At 64.9% G+C, this 21,389-nt stretch carries 16 protein-coding genes; 2 read left to right on the forward strand and 14 right to left on the reverse strand.

Annotated features, from left to right (window positions below; genetic code table 11):
• Positions 1–42: 42 nt before the first annotated feature.
• From PMI04_RS01125 to PMI04_RS01155, 7 genes are all read right to left on the reverse strand, one after another.
• Entirely contained in the window at positions 43–2,475 is a 2,433-nt protein-coding gene (locus tag PMI04_RS01125) for a glycosyl hydrolase 115 family protein (RefSeq protein WP_007708735.1), read from the reverse strand.
• The gene (locus tag PMI04_RS01130; RefSeq protein WP_007708733.1) at positions 2,475–4,055 is read right to left on the reverse strand and encodes a glycoside hydrolase family 28 protein; all 1,581 of its coding nucleotides are present in this window, start codon (positions 4,053–4,055) and stop codon (positions 2,475–2,477) included. Before PMI04_RS01130 ends, PMI04_RS01125 begins: the two co-directional genes overlap by 1 nt.
• Positions 4,056–4,083: 28 nt before the next feature.
• Positions 4,084–5,199: a glycoside hydrolase family 88 protein gene (locus PMI04_RS01135; protein WP_007708732.1), complete on the reverse strand. Its 1,116-nt coding sequence runs from the start codon at positions 5,197–5,199 to the stop codon at positions 4,084–4,086.
• Entirely contained in the window at positions 5,200–8,208 is a 3,009-nt protein-coding gene (locus PMI04_RS01140; RefSeq protein WP_007708730.1) for a beta-galactosidase, read from the reverse strand. It abuts the gene before it with no gap.
• 22 nt (positions 8,209–8,230) lie between these two features.
• Positions 8,231–8,545, reverse strand: a complete 315-nt coding sequence (locus PMI04_RS01145) for an L-rhamnose mutarotase (RefSeq protein WP_007708728.1) — start codon at positions 8,543–8,545, stop codon at positions 8,231–8,233.
• A 103-nt stretch (positions 8,546–8,648) separates the two neighbouring features.
• Complete coding sequence (locus PMI04_RS01150; RefSeq protein ID WP_238535901.1) at positions 8,649–10,193, reverse strand: glycosyl hydrolase family 28-related protein; 1,545 nt, start codon at positions 10,191–10,193, stop codon at positions 8,649–8,651.
• Between the two features lie 3 nt (positions 10,194–10,196).
• Positions 10,197–11,408: a rhamnogalacturonan acetylesterase gene (locus tag PMI04_RS01155; RefSeq protein WP_007708717.1), complete on the reverse strand. Its 1,212-nt coding sequence runs from the start codon at positions 11,406–11,408 to the stop codon at positions 10,197–10,199.
• Positions 11,409–11,735: 327 nt separating this feature from the next.
• Between PMI04_RS01155 and PMI04_RS01160 the strand changes: the two genes are divergently transcribed.
• Positions 11,736–14,681 carry a TonB-dependent receptor gene (locus tag PMI04_RS01160; protein ID WP_007708714.1) on the forward strand — a complete coding sequence of 982 codons (2,946 nt, stop codon included), beginning with the start codon at positions 11,736–11,738 and terminating at the stop codon, positions 14,679–14,681.
• Between the two features lie 77 nt (positions 14,682–14,758).
• On the opposite strand, the gene PMI04_RS01165 is transcribed toward PMI04_RS01160, so the two are convergent.
• From PMI04_RS01165 to PMI04_RS01195, 7 genes are all read right to left on the reverse strand, one after another.
• Positions 14,759–15,550: an IclR family transcriptional regulator gene (locus PMI04_RS01165; protein ID WP_238535900.1), complete on the reverse strand. Its 792-nt coding sequence runs from the start codon at positions 15,548–15,550 to the stop codon at positions 14,759–14,761.
• A 132-nt stretch (positions 15,551–15,682) separates the two neighbouring features.
• Complete coding sequence (gene pal, locus PMI04_RS01170) at positions 15,683–16,195, reverse strand: peptidoglycan-associated lipoprotein Pal (protein ID WP_007708709.1); 513 nt, start codon at positions 16,193–16,195, stop codon at positions 15,683–15,685.
• 118 nt (positions 16,196–16,313) lie between these two features.
• Positions 16,314–17,648, reverse strand: coding sequence for a Tol-Pal system beta propeller repeat protein TolB (gene tolB / locus PMI04_RS01175; protein ID WP_007708708.1), 1,335 nt, complete (start codon positions 17,646–17,648; stop codon positions 16,314–16,316).
• On the reverse strand, positions 17,645–18,610 hold the full coding sequence (locus PMI04_RS01180; RefSeq protein WP_007708707.1) for a hypothetical protein: 966 nt from the start codon (positions 18,608–18,610) through the stop codon (positions 17,645–17,647). Before PMI04_RS01180 ends, tolB begins: the two co-directional genes overlap by 4 nt.
• 18 nt (positions 18,611–18,628) lie before the next feature.
• On the reverse strand, positions 18,629–19,099 hold the full coding sequence (tolR, locus tag PMI04_RS01185) for a protein TolR (RefSeq protein ID WP_007708706.1): 471 nt from the start codon (positions 19,097–19,099) through the stop codon (positions 18,629–18,631).
• Positions 19,100–19,133: 34 nt separating this feature from the next.
• Positions 19,134–19,853 carry a protein TolQ gene (tolQ, locus tag PMI04_RS01190; protein WP_007708705.1) on the reverse strand — a complete coding sequence of 240 codons (720 nt, stop codon included), beginning with the start codon at positions 19,851–19,853 and terminating at the stop codon, positions 19,134–19,136.
• The gene (locus tag PMI04_RS01195; protein ID WP_007708704.1) at positions 19,850–20,320 is read right to left on the reverse strand and encodes a YbgC/FadM family acyl-CoA thioesterase; all 471 of its coding nucleotides are present in this window, start codon (positions 20,318–20,320) and stop codon (positions 19,850–19,852) included. The genes tolQ and PMI04_RS01195 overlap by 4 nt, the downstream gene beginning before the upstream one ends.
• Positions 20,321–20,484: 164 nt before the next feature.
• Between PMI04_RS01195 and PMI04_RS01200 the strand changes: the two genes are divergently transcribed.
• Positions 20,485–21,363 carry a 3-hydroxyacyl-CoA dehydrogenase NAD-binding domain-containing protein gene (locus tag PMI04_RS01200; RefSeq protein ID WP_007708703.1) on the forward strand — a complete coding sequence of 293 codons (879 nt, stop codon included), beginning with the start codon at positions 20,485–20,487 and terminating at the stop codon, positions 21,361–21,363.
• Positions 21,364–21,389: the final 26 nt, after the last annotated feature.

The raw sequence follows: 21,389 nt of genomic DNA on the forward strand, positions 1-21,389 counted from the left end.
GAAGGCATGCCACATAGTGAACGGCTATCACACGATATGAGACTAATGCAAGCTGCCATCGGCCTTTTCTGCGGTCGCTGGCACGAAGCGGACCGCCTCGATCAGCACCCCAGGATCGGCGCGCTCCAGCGTCACGACATGCCGCCCGCCGCTCAGTCGTTGCGTTAACGTCATGGTCGCCCGATTGTCCAGCACCCCCATCGCCCAGTCGCGACTGCCGGTCTCGCGCCGACTCTCCAGCGCCTGAGTCACGCCATCGATGCCGATGGTCAGGTGCAGCGCATCGCCATCCTGGTCGGCATAGGTCGGCAAGATATCCACAAGCACGGTCCATTCGCCCGGCGGCAGGTCGATCGTCGCGCGGCTGGCCCCGCTCTTCCCACTCGGCGCCAGCATCGCGCCATGGCGGCCCAGCCCCTCCACGCGCCTCCATCCGGCGAATCGGTCCGGCGTCAGCAGCGGCAGGGCAGGGGCGGCTGGCTGCGCCTTTGCCGGTCCGGCCGGCGGCGCCAGCGCATCGACCGGCGGCAGGATCACCGGCGTCTGGCGATAGCTGCGCCATTGCCCGTCCGCCGGCTCCACCGCCATGATTCCGCGCCATTTTCCGCTCGCCAGCGTGCGGTTATAATAGGCCGTCAGCCTGTCAATTTCGCTGTCCGCTTCATGCGCGATGATCCCGCGCCGCGTCGCCTCGGCCAGGTCGCTGTCGCGCAACCGGTCATGCGCCTCGGCTGCGAAGAAGCGCCGGTTGGCCGCCGCCGATGCCCGCACCGGATAGGCCAGCAATTCATAGAAAGCGTCGCGCCGCTCGGCCGGGATCGCCGGCTCGATTGTCGCCAGCGCCGTCTCCATCGCCGCGAACGCCGCCAGCCGTTCATCCGCCTCGCCGATCGTCAGCGGGCTTTGCCGATACTTATCCACAGGCAGATTCCACTGCAGATGCTCGGGCCGCCGGGCGAAATTCAGCCGGTGATAATCGCGCAATATCCCGGCAATGGCGGACGCCTGCGCACCGTCGACATTCTCCGCCGCCCAGTCTTCCACAAACTTATCCACAGGCTTTGCCCGCACTTTATCCACAGCCCAGGCGAGGCTCAGAAAATAGTCGATGGCCAGTTCCGCCGGCTTCAAGTCGCCGACATTGGCGACCCAGACCTGCCGCGCGCCGGCATCCCAGGCGCGCCCCATTTCCTCCCGGATCAGCGCCGGCGGGGTTGTGGATAACCATAGGTAGGATAGCGGCGCGCCCAGATAGGAGAGATGATAATAGACGCCCGACCCGCCCTTGCGCGCCCGCTCGGCGGCATCGGGGAAGTGGCGGATATAGCCGAAATTATCGTCCGGCCACATCAGCGTCACATCGTCGGGCACCTTGAGGCCCGCGCGATAGACGTCCAGCACTTCCTTGTAAGGCGTGAAGACCTGCGGCGCGTCGGCCGCACCGGCCCTGGCCAGCATCGCCCGCTGATCGGCAAAGATCCGCTCCAGCGTGGCGCGCCGCTCCTCGACCGTGTTCGGCCCGACCATGCCGCTGTCATGGATGCCGCGCATCCCCAGCGTCCAGATGCTCTCATAACGGGCATTGCTGCGCACCCGCTCGTCCCAGTAGCGCCGCACTCCGTCGGGGTTCTTGAGATAATCGAAATCCTCCGCTGGGGCCGTCCATTCGCCGACATTGTTGCGCAGCATCGGCTCGGCATGGCTCGACCCCATGATGATGGCGTAGCGACCGGCCAGCGCCGCATTGGCCGGGTCGGCATTGAAGGGCGTCGTCACCTTGTGCATCGCCGGCCACAGAAGATTGGCCTTCAGCCGCAGCAGCAGCTCGAAAACCTGTGCATAAGTTTTCGGCCCGAGGGGCTTCTCGTCCGGCGCATGGTTCCCCGCCGCCCAGGGCACCAGCCCCCAATCCTCGTCATTCAGGAAAATGCCGCGATATTTGACCGATGGCGGCCCGAACCGCCGGGCATCCTTCGCGACATAAAGCGCATCGCGATGCAGCGGCGTGACGTCCGCCCACCAGTGCCAGGGCGACACGCCGATCGCGCGCGACAGCTCATAGGCGCCATAGGCGGTGCCGCGCCGGTCGCTGCCGATGATCAGCAGTGCCCGCGCCACGCCGGGCGCCGGCCGCTCGACCGGCAGGATCAGGAAGCTCTCCCACGCGCCCTTCAGCTTCGCAACGTCGATCCGCTTGTCCGCCACCAGCCGGTCGATCGCTTCATTATGGCCCAGCGTGCCGATCCACACCTGCGCCGCGTCGCCCTCGGCCGCGCCGGTCACCCGGCCAATATCCTGTTTCAGATCCCCGGCGGCGATCCGCACCACGGTGTCGTCGGCCGGGTCGGTGACGATCCGCGCCGCCTGCCCCTGCGCCACCAGCGGAAAATCCCCCCGCTGCGCCACCGATCGCACCCAGTCCGCCGCTTGCGCCGGCGTCGCGCCGAGCAGCAGCAGCGCCAGCCACCAGCGCATCAGAAATGCACCATGTCGACCGTGTCGATCCGCCGGTCGGGCAGGTCGCGGATCGCGCTGCTGCGAAAGCCGGTCACATTCTCCAGCCGGAAGGCGCCCGCGCCGCCCGGCATCTTCAGATGGGACCCATCAAACCCCTCGACATGTTTCAGCCAGAAGGCGGGCCGGGCGTCCGCCGTCCGTGTCCGCACCTCGACATGGCTCAGGTCCACATTGCGCGCATGGCGAATGAAGAAGCCACTCGCCGGCAGAGGCCCGAACCGGTCGGGATCGGGATAATCCTCTTCCTTGGCCGGTGGATCGATCGCCGCCATCGCCGCGTCGCCGCCGCCCGGCTGGTCGATGAAGATATTGCTGATCTGGACATCCTCGATCCGATGGCCGGCCACGCCCGCGATGATCGATGGCAGCATCGCCCCGCTCTGGCAGGTGACATTGTCGATCAGCACGCGCCGCATCGATCCCACCGCCGCGCCGGCCGGCCCGCGCATCCGCCGGCCCAGCCGCAGGAACAGGGCCGGGCTGTGACAGCCGCGCATGGCGATGTTGCTGATCGTCACATCCTCCATCACCGCGCCGTCCACCGTCTCCAGCGCCAGCCCCCAGCATTGGTCGAACACGCAATTGCTGATCGCGATATTCTTGAACCCGCCATTGCTTTCGGTGCCGCACTTGATCCGTCCCAGCAGCCAGGTGTCGCGATTGCGCGCCAGCGGCCGGAACGTCCCGTCCAGCAGCGTGCCGACGACATAGGAGCCGCTGACATGGCAGTTGGTGATGGTCACATTCTCGGTCGCGCGCGGATAGCCCAGCGCATAGCTGGACTTGGGCACGATCGCGTCATCATAGGGGGTGTTGAGCGTGCAGTTGCTGACCCGCACATTGCGGCAGCAGTCGATGTCGAAGCCGTCGCGGTTGGTGTCGACGGTGAGGTTGTCGATCAGCAGATTGTCGACCCCGGTGGCCAGCAGCGCGAAATGCCCGCCCTCCAGGATCGAAAAGTCCCGCAGCGCGACATTGCGGCAATTCTTGAGCGCGATCGCCTTGTTGCCGACGCCGGGCAGTTCGGCGGCCGGCCGGTCCTTGTCGGGATGGCCCCGGCTCAGCCCCTTGCCCCAGATCAGCCCGTCGCCGCAGATCGCGATATCATGCAGCCCTTCGCCATGGATCAGGCTGTTGCGCCAGTGATTATGGCCATAATCCTGATAGGGCGCGATCGCCGGATCCTGCGGCTCGGCCGCGTCATAGCCTCCGTCGGCCAGGCCGGTCAGCGGCACCGATGCCGCCAGCAGGGTGGCGCCCCGGTCCAGCCACAGGGTGATGTTGCTCTTCAGGTGTATGGTATAGCTGGCATAGCTGCCGGGGGGCACATAGACGGTCCCGCCGCCGCGCTCCGCGGCATAGGCGATCGCCCGGTCGATCGCCGGGCTGTCGATATGGCTGCCATCGCCCTTCGCGCCGAAATCGCGGACATTCATTATGCCCTGGGGCAGGGCGCGGCCGAAGGCGGGTAGTGCCGCCAGCATGGATATGCCGGCGGCACCTTTCAGCAGGAAACGGCGATCGATCGGTCCTTCCATTTACCCCTCGATCCCCGTGTCCCGTGACTCAGATATAGGTGCGCAGGAACTCGCCGAGTGCGCACATGGCCAGGCTCTGGCCATAGGGCATGGAGGTAAGCGCGATGTCCTTGTAGAACTGCATCGTGTCGCCCATCGCCGTGCCGAAGCTCACCTGCTGCAGCTCGCCGGTCTCGTCGATATTGGCGAGCACGCCGCGCACGGCCTTGATGCCGACTTCTTCATAATGGCGCGGCAGATAGCCCTTTCGCACGGCCTTCAGGATGCCATAGGCAAAGCCGGCGGTGGCCGATGCTTCCAGATAGCTGGTCGGATCGACGATCAGCGTGTGCCACAGGCCGGTTTCGGCGTCCTGCGTCTCTGCCAGCGTCTTCACCTGGGCGGCCAGCGTGTCGATCAGGAAGGTGCGGAAGAAATCGCCTTCCTTCAGGTCCAGTATCTCGATGATCTCGGGGATGGCGATCGTCACCCAGCAATTGCCGCGCGCCCACAGCGCTTCGGCGAAATTGTGGCGACCGTTAAAGTCCCAGCCGTGGAACCACAGGCCGGTCTTCTTGTCGAACAGATATTTGATATGGACCAGGAACTGGCGCTTGGCTTCCTCGATATAGGCCGGGCGGTCCAGCAGCAGGCCGATCTTGGCCAGCGGCAGCACCGACATCATCAGCGTGTCGTCCCACATTTCGCCCGGATTTTCGTCATTATAGACGATGTGCTGGAACCCGCCTTCCTCGGTCTTGGGCAGGCCATCGGCCGCCATCAGCCATTCGGCCCAGACGTCCAGATAGGGGATGTAGCGCGGATCGGGCTCATATTCATACAGATAGGCCAGCGTGATGAACGGGGCCATCGTGTTGATATTCTTGGTCGGCGTGCCTTCGGCAAAGCGATCCTCGAACCACTGCTTGATGATGCCCAGCGCCTTCTGGTCGCCGGTCTGCTCGAAATAGCGCCACATGCCGAACAGGCCGACGCCATGGGTCCATTCCCATCCGGCCCAGCCCTTGGTGTCGATGATGCGGCCATCTTCCAGATGGAGCAGGAATTCGCCGGTCTCGTCCTTGATATTGACGAGATTGTCCATCAGCCGGTCGATGGATTCGACGACCTGCTGGCGCGGTACATCATGGGTGAGAGCGGCCACTTACTTGGTCTCCTTGAGGTCTGAAGGTGCGTTTGGCGCGGTCACCATCTGCACCGGCAGACCGCCTTTCACATTGCGTAGGGTGACGAGGCGCACGGTTTCGAGCGCATCGCCCGGCTGACCGTCGGACGTGACGGCCAGCGCGACATGGTTCTGGCCCCTGTGGTTCAGGATGCCTTCGGGGATGGGGAAGGTGCGTTGCGGCCCGACATGGGCGATGAATTGCCCCATGTTCCAGCCATTGATGAAGATCAGCACACGGTAACGGACCGGCGAACGCGGCTTGGTGGCGTCGCCGAAGCTCAGGCCAATGGTCGCGTCCTGCCCCTTGGGGACGGAGAGGGCAAAGCTGGTGCGATACCAGCTCGTCCCGGCCGCCGCCTGGGTCGCGGGCACGCTGGCCTTGGCCCAGCCGGCATCGTTGAAGCCGGGCAGGTGCCAGCCCATCCGCTCGCCATAGAGGCCGCCATTATTTGCCGGACCACGGGCGACATCGGGCAGATCCTCGCCGCCCTGCTTGCCCTGAATCTTCCAGCTGATCGGCACCGCGAAGCTGCGCCCGCTCGGACCGCCCTCCAGCGATGCGGAGATCAGACCGCGCGCTTCCTTGTGGAAATCGTCGCTGTCCAGATCCCAATTATGGCCATTGTTGCGGACCATGACGGAAAGGACATGCTCGCCCGCCGCCTGCGCGTCCGCCGGCAGGGCGAAGCGTGCCGTGCCGGTGGTGATCGGCCGGGGCAGGCCGCCGGGCGTCTCGCCTTCGCCCAGGAACTGGCCGTCGACCCAGGCCTGCACCAGTCCCGAACCGCCCGCGCCATAATAAAGCGACAGCGCCCTGGCATCGGGCGACCCGGTGAAACGGCCGCGATACCAGACATCGCCGTCATGGAAGCCATAGGCATCCATCAGCATATTGGGCTGGCCGTCGGGCTTGGCGGTGATGCTGGCATAGGACCGGTTGTCGATCGCCTGCCAGCCGCTGTCGTCGAAACCGGGCTGCGCCTCGGGCGACCCCTGCGCCATGCGCCAGTCGGTCAGCGCCGGCAGTATGACATCGGCCGGGCCGGCAAGCGGCTGGACGGCAGCGATGCTGCCGATGGCTGTCGCCTTCGTCGTCACCTTCGCGCCGTTCCAGCTGACCGAGCGGACCGCGTTTGGCGCCCAGATTTCGAGCGGGCTGGCCTCAGCCGTGTCGCCGGCCAGCACCAGCGAACCGCCCTTGGCGACACCACTGCGTACCAGCGCCGGCCCGCGCACCAGCAAGTCCTTCTCGCGCCAGTAGCGCGCGCCCTCGGCCTCATCGGCCAGGATCAGGGTCAGCGGCGGACGCCCGCCCCCCTCGATCCGCAGCACGGCGCGGCCCTGATGGCTGTAATCCAGCTTCAGGTCGCCCTTGGCCGCATCGAACGTGCTGCGCGCCTGTCCTTCCAGCACCGTCACCTTGGGTGCGGCTGCAAAGCGCAGCACCGTCTCGCCCGGCTCGCCGGCGCGGCCATAGAGCAGGATCAGGTCGTTGCCGTCGATCTGCTGCGCCGACTGGAGTTCGGAACTGGAATAGACCAGCCGTTGTCCGCCCAGCGTGACGCCGGCGACCAGCCATTTGGCGTCAAAGCCATTGAGCTGCATCGGCACGGTATAGCGGCCGTCGGGCAGATCGGCGGTGAAGCTGAAGCTGTCGCTGGTTTGCCCGTTGGACGGCTTGTGCGTCACCATCAGGAAGCGCGCATCCGTTTCCGGGCTCTTGTTGTGATAGACTTGGATATTGGGCGAGCTGATTTCCGGCGTACCGGCCGGGATCATGCCGGCCATGTCGGGGACGGAAGCGATCAGGCCGCCCAGCTGCTTCATCTCCAGCGCCTTCTCGCGAATTTCGCGCGGCTCGGAAATGGCGGAGCCATAATCATAGCTGCTGAACACCACCGGCGCGGGCAGCCAGCCCCAGCTCGTGCCGCCATAGCCCATGTAGAAGCTCTGGATGCCGATGCCATTGGCCAGGTTCGTGCCATAGAAGACCCGCTGGAACCGCTTGCCACGCTGGATCGCGTTGCACTCATAGCCGCCGTTCGAACCCCAATAGTCGAACCAGCCGCCGCCAAACTCGGCCAGGAAGCCGGGCGTATCGGGCGAGGCCGAAGCGCCGCCCTTGGCGCCGCCGGGACCATAATAGCCCCAGTCGGGCGCGGCCGATCCGCGCGTCGGCTTGCCGTCCACGGTGCAGGTGCCGCCGGGATAGCCATCGAACGCATACATGTCGTTGGGGCCATGGACGACCTTGTCCACCTTGCTGCTTTCCGGCGCCCAATAGCCGTTGCGGCCCTGGTCATTGTGGAACAGCGGCACGGTGATGCCGTCGGCTCGCGCCTTGGCATAGAGATGATCCATGTAGCGGCGCTGGGCGGGCGTGGTCATCGCCAGCTCATTTTCGATCTGGTGCAGGATCACGCCATATTTGCGGGCAGGATCATTGTTGATCTGGTGCTTGGCGATGATCGCGTTGACCTTCGTCAGCCATTCGTCGGCCGCCGCCATATAATCGGGATCGTCGGTGCGGGCACGGGCGCGCTGGTTGACCAGCCATCCGGGGAAACCGCCGCGCGACAGTTCCGCATTCACATAGGGGCCGGCGCGGGTGATGACGTAGAGGCCTTCCTCCTCCGCCATCGTCAGCAGCCGGTCGATGTCGCGGATGCCGCTGAAATCATACACGCCCTTTTTCGGGCTGTGGAATCCCCAGTCGAAATAGACGGCGACGCTGTTGAAGCCGCTCGCCTTCATCTTCTGCAGGATGTCGCGCCACAGATCGGGCGAGGGCAGGCGGAAATGGTGGAATTCCGACGACCAGATCACCATCCGCTTGCCGTCGATCATCAGCGATCGCGCATCGTAAGATACGCGGCCGAACGTCTTGACCGGCGCGGACAGGTTGGCGGTGGGCTTGGCCTGCTGCGCAAGCGCAGGCGTGGCCAGCATGGTGCCAAGGGCGAGGGCGGCGATAAAGCTACGCATGGATGTCAGCCTGTTCCTGCACTCAATCCATGTGGAACAGCAGCGGCAGCGGCCATTCCTTGGGCTGGTTGCTTGGCTGCACCTCCATCAGCGGCGCCATATAGTCCCACCAGCGCTTCATCACCGGATGGTCGGGCAGGCTATCGCGGCTGTTGTCCTCGCGCAGCTTCAGTACCGCGAACAGGCTCAGCGTCTCTTCGTCCAGGAAGATCGAATAGTCATGGATGCCCGATTCGGTCAGCAGCGCCGACAGCTCGGGCCAGATCTCGTCATGGCGCTTGCGATATTCCGCGACCACGCCGGGCTTGAGCTGCATCTTGAAGGCGTGGACGGACATCGGCTCTCCCCTGTGAACCATATTATGGAACTCGAAACCGATATTTGGGTAACATCGTCCCACATGTTCGTCAAATGCTAAGAATGGGTGGGACGATGCTGGTTCAGCGCGCCAGGATCGGACTGTTGCGGATCGTCAGGCCCGCCACATCGTCGAACAGGGCGGGCGGCCGCGCGTCGGGCGTCGCCGTCTCGGCGGAAAAGCGCTCGATCGTCAGCCGCTCGGCATGGCGCGCCCAGAGTGCCCAGCTGGGCAGCACACCGAACATGCTGGGTTCGGGATAGGCATCGGCCAGTTCGGCGGGCCTGCGCGCCGCATCCTGCGCCGTGCCGCCGCCCTGATAGGCCAGATGCACGTCGCGCAGCGTCACGTCGCGCACCGGATGGCCCGGCAGGCCGGCAATGCTTGCGGCAAATCTATGATCGATCCCGCGCGCATCGACCTCGCTGATCTCGACCCCGTTGATCGCGCCGATACCGGTGCCGTCCGGCCCGCGCCGCCGGTCGCCGATGCGCAGGAAGATCGGCGCCGTCGTCACCTCGCGCATCGTCAGCCGCCGCGCGACGATATGTTCCATTACCCCGCCGTCGACGGTTTCCAGCGCCAGCCCGCGACAGCGGGTGAAGCGGCAATCCTCGATCCGGATATTGCGATAGCCACCATTGCTTTCGGTGCCGAGCTTGATCCGGCCGGTGACCCGGTCCTGGTCGGGCGCGATCTGCTGCGTGGTGCGCTTCGTGCCATCCAGCATCGATCCCATGTCATAGCCGGAGACGTCGCAGTCGCGGATCAGGATATTCTCCGCCGCGATCGCGCGGCCCAGCGCATAGCTGCTCTTGACGACGATGCCGTCGTCATTGGGGGAATTGACCCGACAGCGTTCCACCACCACGTCGCGCACGCAGTCTAGGTCGATGCCGTCGCGCTCGGTATCGATTGCCAGATTGTCGATGCGCAATTGCTGCGTACCGGTCGCGATGATCGCGAAATGCCCGCCTTTCAGGATCGAAAAGCCGCTCAAATGAATGTTTCGGCCGTTTTTCAGCGCGATCGCCTTGTTGCCAAGGCCATTCATCTTCGCGGCATCGGGCTCCAGTTCGGCAATCTGCGCGTCGCTCATCCCGCGCATCGACAGCGGCCGTTCGCCCGCCTGCTTCTTCCAGCGCGCGCCCGGCCCGTCGCGGGTCAGGCCCAGGCCATGGATCATGCCGGGGCCAAGAATCGCGACCTCGACCAGATCCTCGCCCCAGATCAGGCTGTTATGCCAATGGCTATGGCCGAAATCCTGATAAAGCTGGTCGATCCCGTTCTCGGGCAGGTCATAGCGGCCGGCATGGCGCGCCGGATCGGCCGCCTCGATCACCGCGCCGTCGCCAATGACCAAAGTGACATGGCTCTTCAGCCGGATCGAGAAACTGAGATAGCGGCCGCGCGGCAGCAGCACCGTGCCGCCCCCTGCCTGCGACGCGGCCAGGATCGCCGCATTGATCGCATCGCTGTCGATCGCCATGCCGTCGCCGCGCGCGCCATGATCGCGCACGTCGAACCGCCGCGTCGCATGACCGGCAAAGGGGAAGGCAGTGCCGGGCGCCAGCAGCGCGCCGACGGCCAGGCCCAGGCTGATCTCGCGCCGGCTCATCTTCAGCATGGCTCAGTTGCCCGCCGGCCGCACATCGCTATGCGCCCGGCTTGGCACGATTGCCACCTGCGCGGCGCTCGGCGGCTGGGCGGGCACGAAGGGCGCGGCGACGATATGGGGCGCCAGTTCGGGGATCTGTGCCCTGATCCGTTCGGCCACCGCGCTCGCCAGCAGCCAGGCACCATAATTATTATGATGGGTCTTGTCCTTGCCGCCATCATTGAAGGCGGTCGGCGCGACCTGCGGTCCCAGCGCCTCATAAATGGCCCGGCTGTCGGCATTGAGGTCGATCAGCGGCACCCGTTCCTCGGCCGCCAGTTTGCGCACCGCATCGGCATAGCTGCCCAGCGTATCCTTGATGCGGCCGCTCTCGTCGAAATTGCGTCGCTCGGGTGACGTCACCAGCGCCGCATGGGCGCCGCGCCGCCGCGCCTCGGCGATGTAGGCCCGCAGATAGGCGGGGTAGGTGGTCGCCGCATCGGCATAGGTTTGCGGCCATTCCTGCTTCTGGTCATTATGGCCGAACTGGATGAACAGCCAGTCGCCCGGCTTCACCGCCGACAGCAGCTTGTCGAAGCGCAGGTCGGTCAGGAAGGATTTGAGCGTCGCGCCCGACTTGGCATGGTTGGCGACCGCAACCGTCCCGTCCAGCATCGCCGGCAGCATCTGGCCCCAGCTCGCCGCCGGTTCGGCCGCCTGGTCGGTCACGGTCGAATCGCCCGCCAGGAAAAGGGTCGGCGCGCTCACCGGCTCGATCGTCACCGACGCGACCTGCGGCTTGCCCAGAAATTCCAGCGTCAGCCGGTCGTCCCACGTATATTCGCGCGCATCTCCTGGTGTGATCCGCACCATTGTCCCGCCCGGCGCATTGGCGGGTGGTGGGGGCAAGGCAGGGCTGCGGACATTGACCAGGAACTGCCGCTCGACGAACTGCCCCTTCTTGGTCGCGACATTGCGCAGCATCAGCCGCCGTGCTTCGGCCTTCACCGTGGTTTCGCCGGCTGCCTTGCGGTCTCCCAGCTTCAGCGTCACTCGATAGGTGCCGTCGGGCACGGCCACCGAAAACAGGAAATCATCGTCCGTGCTGCCTGGCTCCACACCATGGCCACCGGTCTGATAGGGCGTCTGCCTGTCGGCGCTGCGCGATGACAGGTCGAAGGATTGCGGCGTGGCGATGGAGGATCCTGCCATCAGGATCAGGGCAAGGCTGGTGCTGAGCGGCATGACACAAACATCCTGAGCGGGACAAATAGGGGAGCGCGCCAAGACGCGCTCCCCCAAGAAAACCGCCCGTGCAGAGGCGGAAGTCGGAATCCGGTCGCGATCACGATGGGATCGGTCTCATAAATTGATAGCATGATCCATATATAGGGAAAAAATTTTGGTCAATCCCTCCCTGATGCCGGGCAATCAGCATGAATTACGCCCACATAGTGGTACTTGCGCTCATATTATGATTTTTGTGGAAATGAGGTGAAATATAATATAGTGTGACACAAAATTTCACATAGTGGGAATGCCGGCGAGGGTCGGAACATTGGGGAGGAAGTCATGATCGAGCATTACAGCCGTATTGCGTCCGCGCGCCGTTCGTCGGTGATCGCACTCGCCGTTGCCATGATGGCGGGCGCGCCGGCCTATGCGCAGGAACAGGCACCGCAGGCGCAGCCTGACCAGGAAACCGCCGATATCGTCGTCACCGGCTTCCGCGCCTCGCTCAACAACGCGCTCAGCATGAAGCGTAAGGAAGCTGCAGCCGTCGACTCGATCGTTGCCGAAGACATCGGCAAGTTCCCCGACTCCAACCTTGCCGAATCGATGCAGCGGGTGCCCGGCGTGGCGCTGGCGCGCGGCGATGGCGGCGAAGGCCGGAACATCTCCGTCCGTGGCCTTGGCGCGGCCTTCACTCGCGTCCGCATCAACGGCATGGAAGGTTCGGCCCAGACCGGCTCGTCCGACATCTATGGTGGCGGCAATAATGGCCGCAGCTTCGACTTCAACGTCTTCTCGACCGAAATCTTCTCCGCCCTGTCGGTCCGCAAGACGCCCTCGGCCGATGTCGAGGAAGGATCGCTTGGCGCCACGGTCGATCTGACCGCACCCAAGCCGCTCGACCAGAAGGAGGATTTCGTCCTCGCGGCGACCGCGCGCGGCGTCTATAATGAACTGTCGAAGAAGTTTGACCCGCGCGCCTCGCTGCTGGTCGGCAAGAAGTTCGACGATGGCCGCTTCGGCGTCCTCGCCTCGCTGGCCTATCAGAAGCGCAACATTCGCGAAGTGGGCTATTCGGCGGTCGACATCCTGTCGGCGAACACCAATGGTGGCTTCTGCTCGCCCCTGGGCTTCGCGCCGCAAAACCCGGCCAATAATGTGCTCAAGGGTACCGATGCGGCCAATTGCTCGACCGGCAATCCCCGCACGAGCAACGCTGACGCTTATCAGACCGTGTTCGACGCGCGCCGCGACGACATGCCCAATGCAGCGGGCAGCGGCGCTTTCTTCCCGCGCATTCCGCGCTATCTGAACTCGACCCAGAAGCAGGAACGCATCGGCGGCACGCTGTCGCTGCAGTTCCAGCCGGACGACGATACCGATATCTCGGTCGATACCCTCTACTCGCGGTTCCATGTCGTGCGGAACGACAATTATATTGAGGCGATCAGTTTCGGCCGTTCGGCCTCGAACAATGGCCAGCCGATGACCTCGATCAAGGATGTCGATCTGACGCCGGAAGGCGGCCTGGTCTATGGCTTGTTTGACGGCGTCGACGTCCGTTCGGAAGGGCTGCGTGACGATTTCGTCACCACTTTCAAGCAGGCCAACCTGAACTTCAAACACCGCTTCACCGACAATTTCGAGGTGACCGGTCTGTTCGGCATGAACGACTCGAAGTGGACGGAACGCCAGCGCCTGCAATATTTCATGGATGCGATCGATACCGACAATTTCTCGATCGACTATCGTGACGGCGGCTCGACCCCGCTGCTCGGCTTCGGTTTCGATGTGTCGGATCCGACCAACTTCAACTTCGCGCCGGGCCGCGCCGACGGCACCGTGCTGGGTGGCTTCAGCCTGCAGGGCAAGCCTTCGACCAACCGGACCAAGGGCACCACGGCAGAACTCAACTTCGCCTGGACCGTCTCGCCCGCGCTGACGCTGAAGGCCGGCGCCCAGTATCGCCAGAGCGACTTCACGCTCAAGACCACCAACTATTATACCGCCGATACCATCGTGAAGGGCCTGCCTGCCGGTACCTCGCTGGCCAGCCTGACGCGCCAGATCAGCGGCGTCGACAAGCTCTGGGGCCGCGGCGCGCCGGACAGCTGGGCCTCGATCGACCCGCAGAAGCTCTATGATGCGCTCGACCTGGATGCCAGCCGCCCCTGCTATGTCGAATGCGGTGCGGTCAGCAACCGCGTGCGCGAGGATGTGGTCAGCGCCTATGTCATGGGCAATTTCGACCTCAGCGATGCGGTCGGCTTCGGCCTGCGCGGCGATGCGGGCGTGCGCTATGTCAGCACCGACCAATTCTCCTCGGGCTATAATGCCATCCCGCTCGCCAGCTCGCCGACCGGCATCACCGGGGCCTTTCTGGGCGTGACCAACAAATATGAAGACTGGCTGCCCTCGGCGAACGTCGTGATCGAACCGATCGACAATCTGCTGTTCCGCTTCTCGGCGGCCAAGACCCTGGCCCGTGCAGAACTGGCCTCGCTGACCCCGACCCGCAGCGTCAATGCCACCACCCGCAACGGCAGCATCGGCAATGCCAATTTGTCGCCGATCCGGGCCAATACCTTCGACGCGGCGGTGGAATGGTATTTCCGCCCCGGCGCGCTGCTGTCGGCGGCCTTCTTCTACAAGGATATCAAATCCTATATCCAGAATGTGACGACGCTGATCCCGTTCAACCAGCTCGGCCTGCCCGACGCGCTGCTGATCGGCACCAATACCCAGCCCGACGAACTGTTCAGCGTTTCGCAGCCGACCAACACGCCGGGTGGCCCGCTCAAGGGCATTGAACTCAACGCCCAGATTCCCTTCGACTTCCTGGGCGGTGGCTTCATCAGCCATTTCGGCGCACTGGCCAACTACACCCATGTCACCTCGAAGATCGATTACTGCCTGACCAGTGCGGGTGGTGTCTGCACGACGACGACGACCAACGATCTCATTGGCCTGTCCAAGAATACGGCGTCGGGTACGCTTTATTATGAAGACAGCAAGTTCAGCATCCGCAGCACGGTCAACTGGCGCGACGGCTTCATTCGCGGCATCCCGGCCTCGCCGGGCAGCGACCTGCTGGGCAATGATCCGACCTTGTTCGTCGATGCTTCGGCTTCGTACAATATCAACGACCGGTTCAAGATCATCGTGGAGGCGACCAACCTCACCGACGAACAGAACCGCCTCTATGTCGACAGCGTCCGCAAGGACACGCTGTTCGAGACGCGCATCGGCCGGACCTTCACCGTGGGCGTCAACTACCGCATGTAATTTCCCGGTCCTCCCCAAACTTAAAGGGCGCGGTCACCATCGGTGATCGCGCCCATTTTCTTTATTGGGGTGAGCGGTCAGCGCTGGCCGCTAAAGCCCACGGCGGCGCTGATCTGCTCGGCCGACCGCATCACCTGCTCGGCCAGCGCCGGGCGGACGTCGTCGGTCAGATAATGGGCGGCGCTGGCGATCGAGATCGCGACGCAGATCTGGCCCTTGGCATCGCGCACCGGCACCGCGATCGACCGTACGCCATCGCCCAGTTCGCTGTCGTGCAGCACCTCGCCGCGCGTCTTGTGAATCCGCATCTCGGCAATATAGGCATCGATCTGCGCCCGGCTGACGTCGCCCCCCTTGGCCTCGACATAGAGGCGTTCCCAGCTTGCCTCATCCTCGTCCAGCAGCAGTGCCTTGCCTAGGCCCGTCTCGGCAATCGGCCGGCGGTCGCCCGGCGCGGTCGCGACGCGCAGCCGTTGAGAGCCGGTGGCCCGGTCCAGATGGCGCGACCAATCGCCTTCGCGTTTGCCCACGAACACACAGAATCCGGTCTTTTCCGACAGCAACTCCATGAACGGGCGGGCAACGCGGACATAGTCGATCTGTTCGGTCGCCAGCACGCCCAACTGCAACAGCTTGGGGCCGAGCGCGAAGCCATTGCGCGTCACCGCCAGATAGTCGCGCGATTTCAGCGCCTGGACCAGCCGGTGCGCGGTGGTCTTGCTCATGCCCAGCTTGCGGGCGAGGTCGGCGGCGCGGATCGGTCCATCGATCACCTCGTCCATGATGTCCAGCGCCCGCATCAGGGTCTGCGTGCCCTTGACGCCCTGTTCCTGCTTGTCTTCGTTATCCTGCATTTCTGGTCCCGCCATGATTTCCGTCCCATATATAGGGGCGTCCCACATATCGGAAACGATTTCCGCAACGTCGCCACATTGTCGAAAAAAAAGGCCCGCCGGTACCAAGACCGGCGAGCCCTTGAGCCGTCGTGCGACCCGACGGGATCAATATTGGACGGTGACCGTCACCGCGCGGCGGTTCTGCGCCCAGCTGGCCTCGTCCGAACCCAGGGCGGCGGGGCGTTCCTTGCCATAGCTGACGGTGTTGATGCGGCTGGGATCGATACCCAGCGACGCGAGATAATTTTTGGCGGCATTGGCGCGGCGGTCGCCCAGCGCGATATTATAGTCGCGCGTCCCGCGTTCGTCGGCATGGCCCTCGACGGTGACGCGCACGCTCGGATTCTGCTGCAGCCAGGCGGCCTGGCTCTGCAGCGTCGCCTGATCCTCGGCATCGACATCATATTGGTCGAGGCCAAAGAAGATGCGGTCGGACGAGACCGATGCGATGAAGTCGGCCTGGCTGCCCTTGGCCGGGCCGGCCGGACCGGTGGGGCCGCTCGGCTGGGTCGTGTCGCTGCCGCCCGGCGCCGGCGGCAAATCGGCCGGCGGCTTCTTGGAACAGGCGGCAAGGGCAAGAACGGCGGTTGCCATCAGCAGGGGCCGGGTCATCTTCATCGGGGTCTCCTAGATATCGCCATCGTGCCACCCGCTCGGGTGACATACATGGTTGGTAAAAGTCGTTACGCTGTCAAGACGATGGGGTTCCAAAATCCGCAAGATTCCTGTGGAAATCTCACGGCAGCAATGGACCCCAGGCCGGATCGGAACCACTCAGCGGGGTCGGGATGCGCCGTTCGTTCACGCCGGTCAGGTCGACCTGCCACACCTGGCTGCTGCCCTGTCGGCCCGGCGTGGTGCGGAAGAATTGCAGCACGCGGCCATTGGGCGACCAGGTCGGCTGCTCGTCCTGCCAGCCATTGGTCAGGATGCGCTCATTGTCGCCGCTCGGCGTCATCACCGCGATCTTGAAATCGCCCGACAGCTTGGTGAAGGCGATCAGGTCGCCGCGCGGGCTCCATTCGGGCGTCGCATAGCGGCCGCCGCCATGACTGATCCGCCGCTGGTTCGATCCGTCGGCGTTCATCACATAGATTTGCTGCCCGCCCGACCGGTCGCTCTCGAACACGATCTGGCGGCCATCGGGGGAATAGGAGCCGCCGACATCGATGCCCGGTGAAGTGGTGAGGCGCACCGGCGTGCCGCCCTGGGCCGATACACGGTAGATGTCGGTATTGCCCGACACGGCCATCGAAAAGAGGATGTTGCGGCCATCGGGCGACCAGCGCGGTGCGAAGGTCGCATTGTTGCTCTCGGTCACCAGCCGCTGCTTGCCGGTGCCGATGTCATAGACATAGATGCGCACCCGGCTGCCCAGATAGCTGACATAGACGATCGACTTGTAGTCGGGCGAGAAGCGCGGGGTCAGCGCGATCGACTGGCCATTGGTGATGAAGCGGTGGTTGGCGCCATCCGAATCCATGATGGCGAGGCGCTTGACGCGATTATCCTTGGGGCCGCTCTCGGCGATATAGGCGATGCGGCTGTCGAAGAAGGGGCTTTCGCCCGACAGCCGGGCATAGATGGCATCGGCGCATTTGTGCGCGGCGCGGCGCCAGTCGCGCGGGCTCACGACATAGCCCTGCCGCGTCAGTTCCTGCTTCAGCGCGACATCATAGAGATAGCAGCCCACGGTGATGTCGGCCTCGCCCCCGGTGGTCCGGACAAAGCCCTGTACCAGCGCCTGATAGGCACCCCATTTGTCATAGACGGGGTTGGTGACCTCCGGAAAGGCCAGGGCCGGCATACCGCCTGGGCCGGAAGGGTCGAACAGGCCAGACCCCTTGAGGTCGGACGCGATCACCTCGGCGATCTTGCGGCCCAGTTCGCTCGCCGTGCCGGCGGGAGTCGCCACATCCTGCTGCGCGGGTAGCGCCGGCACCGCGATCTTCAGGTTGCTGTCGATATCGCCGGTCACGTCGACCGACAGCTGTGCCAGCGCGGGCAGGGCCGTGAAGGCGAGCAGGGCGGCGGTCGCCGCAGCCAGGCGGCGGAGCAGGGTCGTCGTCATCGGGTCAGCCTCGCGTCAAAGCGGAGTGGCCGCAGCCATTTCCATTGTTCATAATATTCGGGCGGCAGATTGCGGAAAGGCGATGCCAGCTTCACCGCCTGGATCGCGCGCTCCGCATGCAGCTTCGCCTGCGGTCGGTTGCTGGCGGTGACGCCCAGCTGGTCGATCACTTCCGGCGTACCGATCACCGCGCCATTCTTGTCCAGCCTTACTTCCAGCAGGGTCACCAACTGGTCGGCGTCGGCACCTGACGGCGGGCGCCAGTTGGGCTTCAATTGCCGACGGATCTCGGCATCAAGCGCGGCCTTCTGCTGCGGCCCCATGGCGGCGGCCGGCGGGGCGGCGGCCGGCTTGCGCGGCGCATCGGCGCTGGTGTCGATGCCCTTGAGGAAATCATTGCCCAGCAGCGATCCCTTGGGCTTGGCCGCGGCCTTGCCCGATCCCGATGCAGCGGCCGGCTTGGCGGCCTTGGGTGCGGGCTTGGCGCTGGCCTTGGCCGGCGCCGCGGCTGCCGTCTTGGGCTTTTCCGGGGTCGGCTTGGCCTTGGGCCTGTCCGCCGGCTTTTCGGGCGCCGGCGTCGGCTTGGCCGCAACCTTGGGCGTTTCCTTCTTGGGCGGCGCCGGCTTGGGCTTTGGCGGCGTGGGTTTCGCGACCGGTTTGGGCGGGACGGGCTTGGGCGGCGCGGGGGTCGGTTCGGGCACCGGGGCCGGCTCGGGCTGGGCGGCGGGCGCGGCATCCTCGGTCGGGCCGCGTTCGGGCGCGACGCTGGGCGGCGGCGGTTCGCTCGAAATGCGCGGCGCCGTCGATTGCAGCGCGACCTCGTCGACCAGGCTGACGTCCATCGGCGGGCTGTTCAGCTTCAACGGGTTGGGCGTCGCCAGGAACCCGGCCGACAGCAGGCCGAACAGCAGGACATGTCCTGCCGTTGCAACGCCAAGGCCGATTTTTTCCGCGCGTTCCATGGGTTTGACCTATGGCCCCTATTCTGAACGTCCGCTGACATCGTCAGCGCCGTCCTGCCCACCGGTGCTGACCAGCGCGACCTTGTTGAGGCCGGCTCGGTTGAGCTCGCCCATCACCCGCATCACCCGGCCATAGTCGAGCGCGGTGTCTGCGCGCAGGAAGATCTGCGGTGCCTCGGGCTTGCCGGCATTGGCCGATACGATCTCCGCCAGCCGGTCGGGCAGGTCGGCGTCGCTGACGACATCCTCATCGATATAGATGGCGCCGTCGCGGTCGATCGACACCACGGTCGGCTTGGCGTCCTGGTCCAGCCCCTTGGCGCGCGTCTCGGGCAGGTTCACCGGTACGCCGGTCACCAGCAGCGGCGCGGTCACCATGAAGATGATCAGCAGCACGAGCATGACGTCGACCAGCGGCGTCACGTTGATGTCCGCCATCGGCGCGCGATTGCGCCCGCGCCGACCGGACGGGGGGCCAGACATCGCCATCAGCGCGCTCCCTTTTCTGCAGCGGTGCCCAAGGTCACCGCTGGGCCTCAAGTTCGCGGCTCAAGGTCGCGTAAAAGCCGTCGGCAAAGCGGTTGAGACGCGATTCCATCCGGTTGATGCCATGGCTGAAGCGGTTATAGGCGATCACCGCCGGAATGGCCGCGAACAGGCCGATCGCGGTCGCGAACAGGGCTTCGGCAATGCCCGGTGCGACGACGGCGAGCGAACTGTTCTGCGCGGCGGCGATCGAGGTGAAGGCGCGCATGATGCCCCACACGGTGCCGAACAGGCCGACGAAGGGGGCAACCGATCCGACCGTCGCCAGGATGTTCAGCCGGTCCGACAGCCGGTCTACTTCTGCTGCAATGGTGCTCGACATGCTGGTCGCCAGGCGGTCGCGGGTGCCGTCGCGGTCGATCACCTTTTGCGCGGTCGACCGGCGCCATTCGGTCACGCCGGCGGCCATCACCTTGGCGGCGGGGAATTCGGCCTTGCCGCGCGCTTCATAGAAGCGATCGATATCGTCCGCCTTCCAGAAATCCTCCTCGAACTTGCGGCTTTCCTTGCTGGCCTTGCGCAGGGTGAAGCTGAAGCCCAGGATGATCGCCCAGGTCCAGATGCTGGCCAGCAACAGGCCCAGCATCACCCCCTTCACGACGATGTCGGCCTGTAGGAACAGGGCGAGCGGCGAAATGGTGGCGGCGTCGGCTGCGGCACCCATAGCGGCACCGACGTCAGGCATGGACAGGTTCATGGGTGGATGTCTTCCCCTCGCATCAAACGGCTGAAAATCTCGATCCAGGGGCGCGGCTGGCGCTGCGGTCGTCCCTGGGGTGTCAGATAGGCGACGGTGATGACGCCGTCGGTCAATATGTCCTCGCCCCGCATGACTCTTTGCTGAATGGTGCAACTCGCGGCGCGCACCTCCATCACCTGGCTGACGACCATCAGGTCGTCGTCCAGCCGGGCCGGGCGGCGATAGGCCAGTTTCAGGTCGGTGACGGCATAGACGCCCTCGCCGCCTTCATGATTGGCGCGCTGGTCGATGCCGGCGATGCGCAGCATGTCGGAACGGGCGCGCTCCATATAGCGCAGATAATTGGCGTGATAGACCAGCCCCGACAGGTCCGTATCCTCGAAATAGATGCGCAGCGGGAAATGGTGCACGGCGGCGATGAACCGTCCGGACGCGGGCGCTGGCAGGGGATCGGCAAGGGGCATGGGCGGCTATTAAGCATGGCATGCGGTTCGCGCAAAGGCGGAAAATCGCACGGGCGAACCATCCGTCCCCTGCCATGGCCCGTTTGCCGCCGGCGAAGGGGCTTGGCGCTCGACCCTACTTGCCGGTAGGGGTAGGAGGAACGCGTATTTGTGAGGAGATTTGGATGACCGAGATAAAGACCGTGGGCGTGATCGGCGCTGGCCAGATGGGGGCGGGCATTGCCCAGGTCGCCGCCCAGGCCGGCTATGACGTCATCCTGTCCGACATCGACCTGCCCCGCGCGGAAAAGGGCAAGGCTGGCATCGCCAGGCTGCTTACCAAGGCGGTGGAAAAGGAAAAGATCAGCCAGGCCGACGCTGACGCCGCGCTGGCCCGCATCAACCCGGTTGGCGAGATTGCGCCGCTCGCTGGAGCGCAGTTGGTGATCGAGGCAGCGACCGAGCGCGAGGAGGTGAAGCGCGCCATCTTCGCCAATGTCGGCCAGATCCTGGCGCCGGGCGCCATCCTCGCCACCAACACCTCGTCCATCCCGATCACCCGCCTCGCCCAGGCGGCGCCCGATGCCGGCCGCTTCGTCGGCGTCCATTTCTTCAACCCCGTCCCGGTGATGGTGCTGGTGGAGGTCATTCGCGGCCTCGCCACCACGCCCGAAACGGTTGCCGCCGTGGAAGCGTTCGCCGCGAAGATCGGCAAGACCACGGTGCATGCCTTCGACGCGCCGGGCTTTGTTGTGAACCGCATCCTGCTGCCGATGCTGAACGAGGCGGTGTTCGTGTTGGGCGAGGGCGTGGGCAGCGTCACCGACATCGATCAGGGCTGCAAGCTTGGCCTCAACCATCCGATGGGGCCGCTGACCCTGCTCGATTTCGTCGGTCTCGACACCGCGCTCGAAATCCTCAACGTCTTCCTCAGCACCACCGGCGATCCCAAATATCGCCCGGCGCCGCTGCTGGTCAAATATGTCGAGGCCGGCTGGTATGGTCGCAAGACCGGCAAGGGTTTCTATGACTATTCGGGTCCGGAACCTGTCCCGACCCGCTGAACCTGTCAGGTAGGGCGGCCCCGTGC

This window comes from Sphingobium sp. AP49 (genome assembly GCF_000281715.2).
Classification (GTDB): Bacteria; Pseudomonadota; Alphaproteobacteria; order Sphingomonadales; family Sphingomonadaceae; genus Sphingobium.

Coding starts and splice junctions, on each gene's coding strand:
- PMI04_RS01200 (WP_007708703.1), top strand. CDS start 20,485: ATGACCGAGATAAAGACCGTGGGCGTGATCGGCGCTGGCCAGATGGGG.
- PMI04_RS01130 (WP_007708733.1), bottom strand. CDS start 4,055: ATGGAAGGACCGATCGATCGCCGTTTCCTGCTGAAAGGTGCCGCCGGC.
- PMI04_RS01150 (WP_238535901.1), bottom strand. CDS start 10,193: ATGCTGAAGATGAGCCGGCGCGAGATCAGCCTGGGCCTGGCCGTCGGC.
- PMI04_RS01180 (WP_007708707.1), bottom strand. CDS start 18,610: ATGGAACGCGCGGAAAAAATCGGCCTTGGCGTTGCAACGGCAGGACAT.
- PMI04_RS01160 (WP_007708714.1), top strand. CDS start 11,736: ATGATCGAGCATTACAGCCGTATTGCGTCCGCGCGCCGTTCGTCGGTG.
- PMI04_RS01165 (WP_238535900.1), bottom strand. CDS start 15,550: ATGGCGGGACCAGAAATGCAGGATAACGAAGACAAGCAGGAACAGGGC.
- PMI04_RS01125 (WP_007708735.1), bottom strand. CDS start 2,475: ATGCGCTGGTGGCTGGCGCTGCTGCTGCTCGGCGCGACGCCGGCGCAA.
- tolQ (WP_007708705.1), bottom strand. CDS start 19,853: ATGAACCTGTCCATGCCTGACGTCGGTGCCGCTATGGGTGCCGCAGCC.
- tolB (WP_007708708.1), bottom strand. CDS start 17,648: ATGACGACGACCCTGCTCCGCCGCCTGGCTGCGGCGACCGCCGCCCTG.
- PMI04_RS01155 (WP_007708717.1), bottom strand. CDS start 11,408: ATGCCGCTCAGCACCAGCCTTGCCCTGATCCTGATGGCAGGATCCTCC.
- pal (WP_007708709.1), bottom strand. CDS start 16,195: ATGAAGATGACCCGGCCCCTGCTGATGGCAACCGCCGTTCTTGCCCTT.
- PMI04_RS01195 (WP_007708704.1), bottom strand. CDS start 20,320: ATGCCCCTTGCCGATCCCCTGCCAGCGCCCGCGTCCGGACGGTTCATC.
- PMI04_RS01140 (WP_007708730.1), bottom strand. CDS start 8,208: ATGCGTAGCTTTATCGCCGCCCTCGCCCTTGGCACCATGCTGGCCACG.
- tolR (WP_007708706.1), bottom strand. CDS start 19,099: ATGGCGATGTCTGGCCCCCCGTCCGGTCGGCGCGGGCGCAATCGCGCG.
- PMI04_RS01145 (WP_007708728.1), bottom strand. CDS start 8,545: ATGTCCGTCCACGCCTTCAAGATGCAGCTCAAGCCCGGCGTGGTCGCG.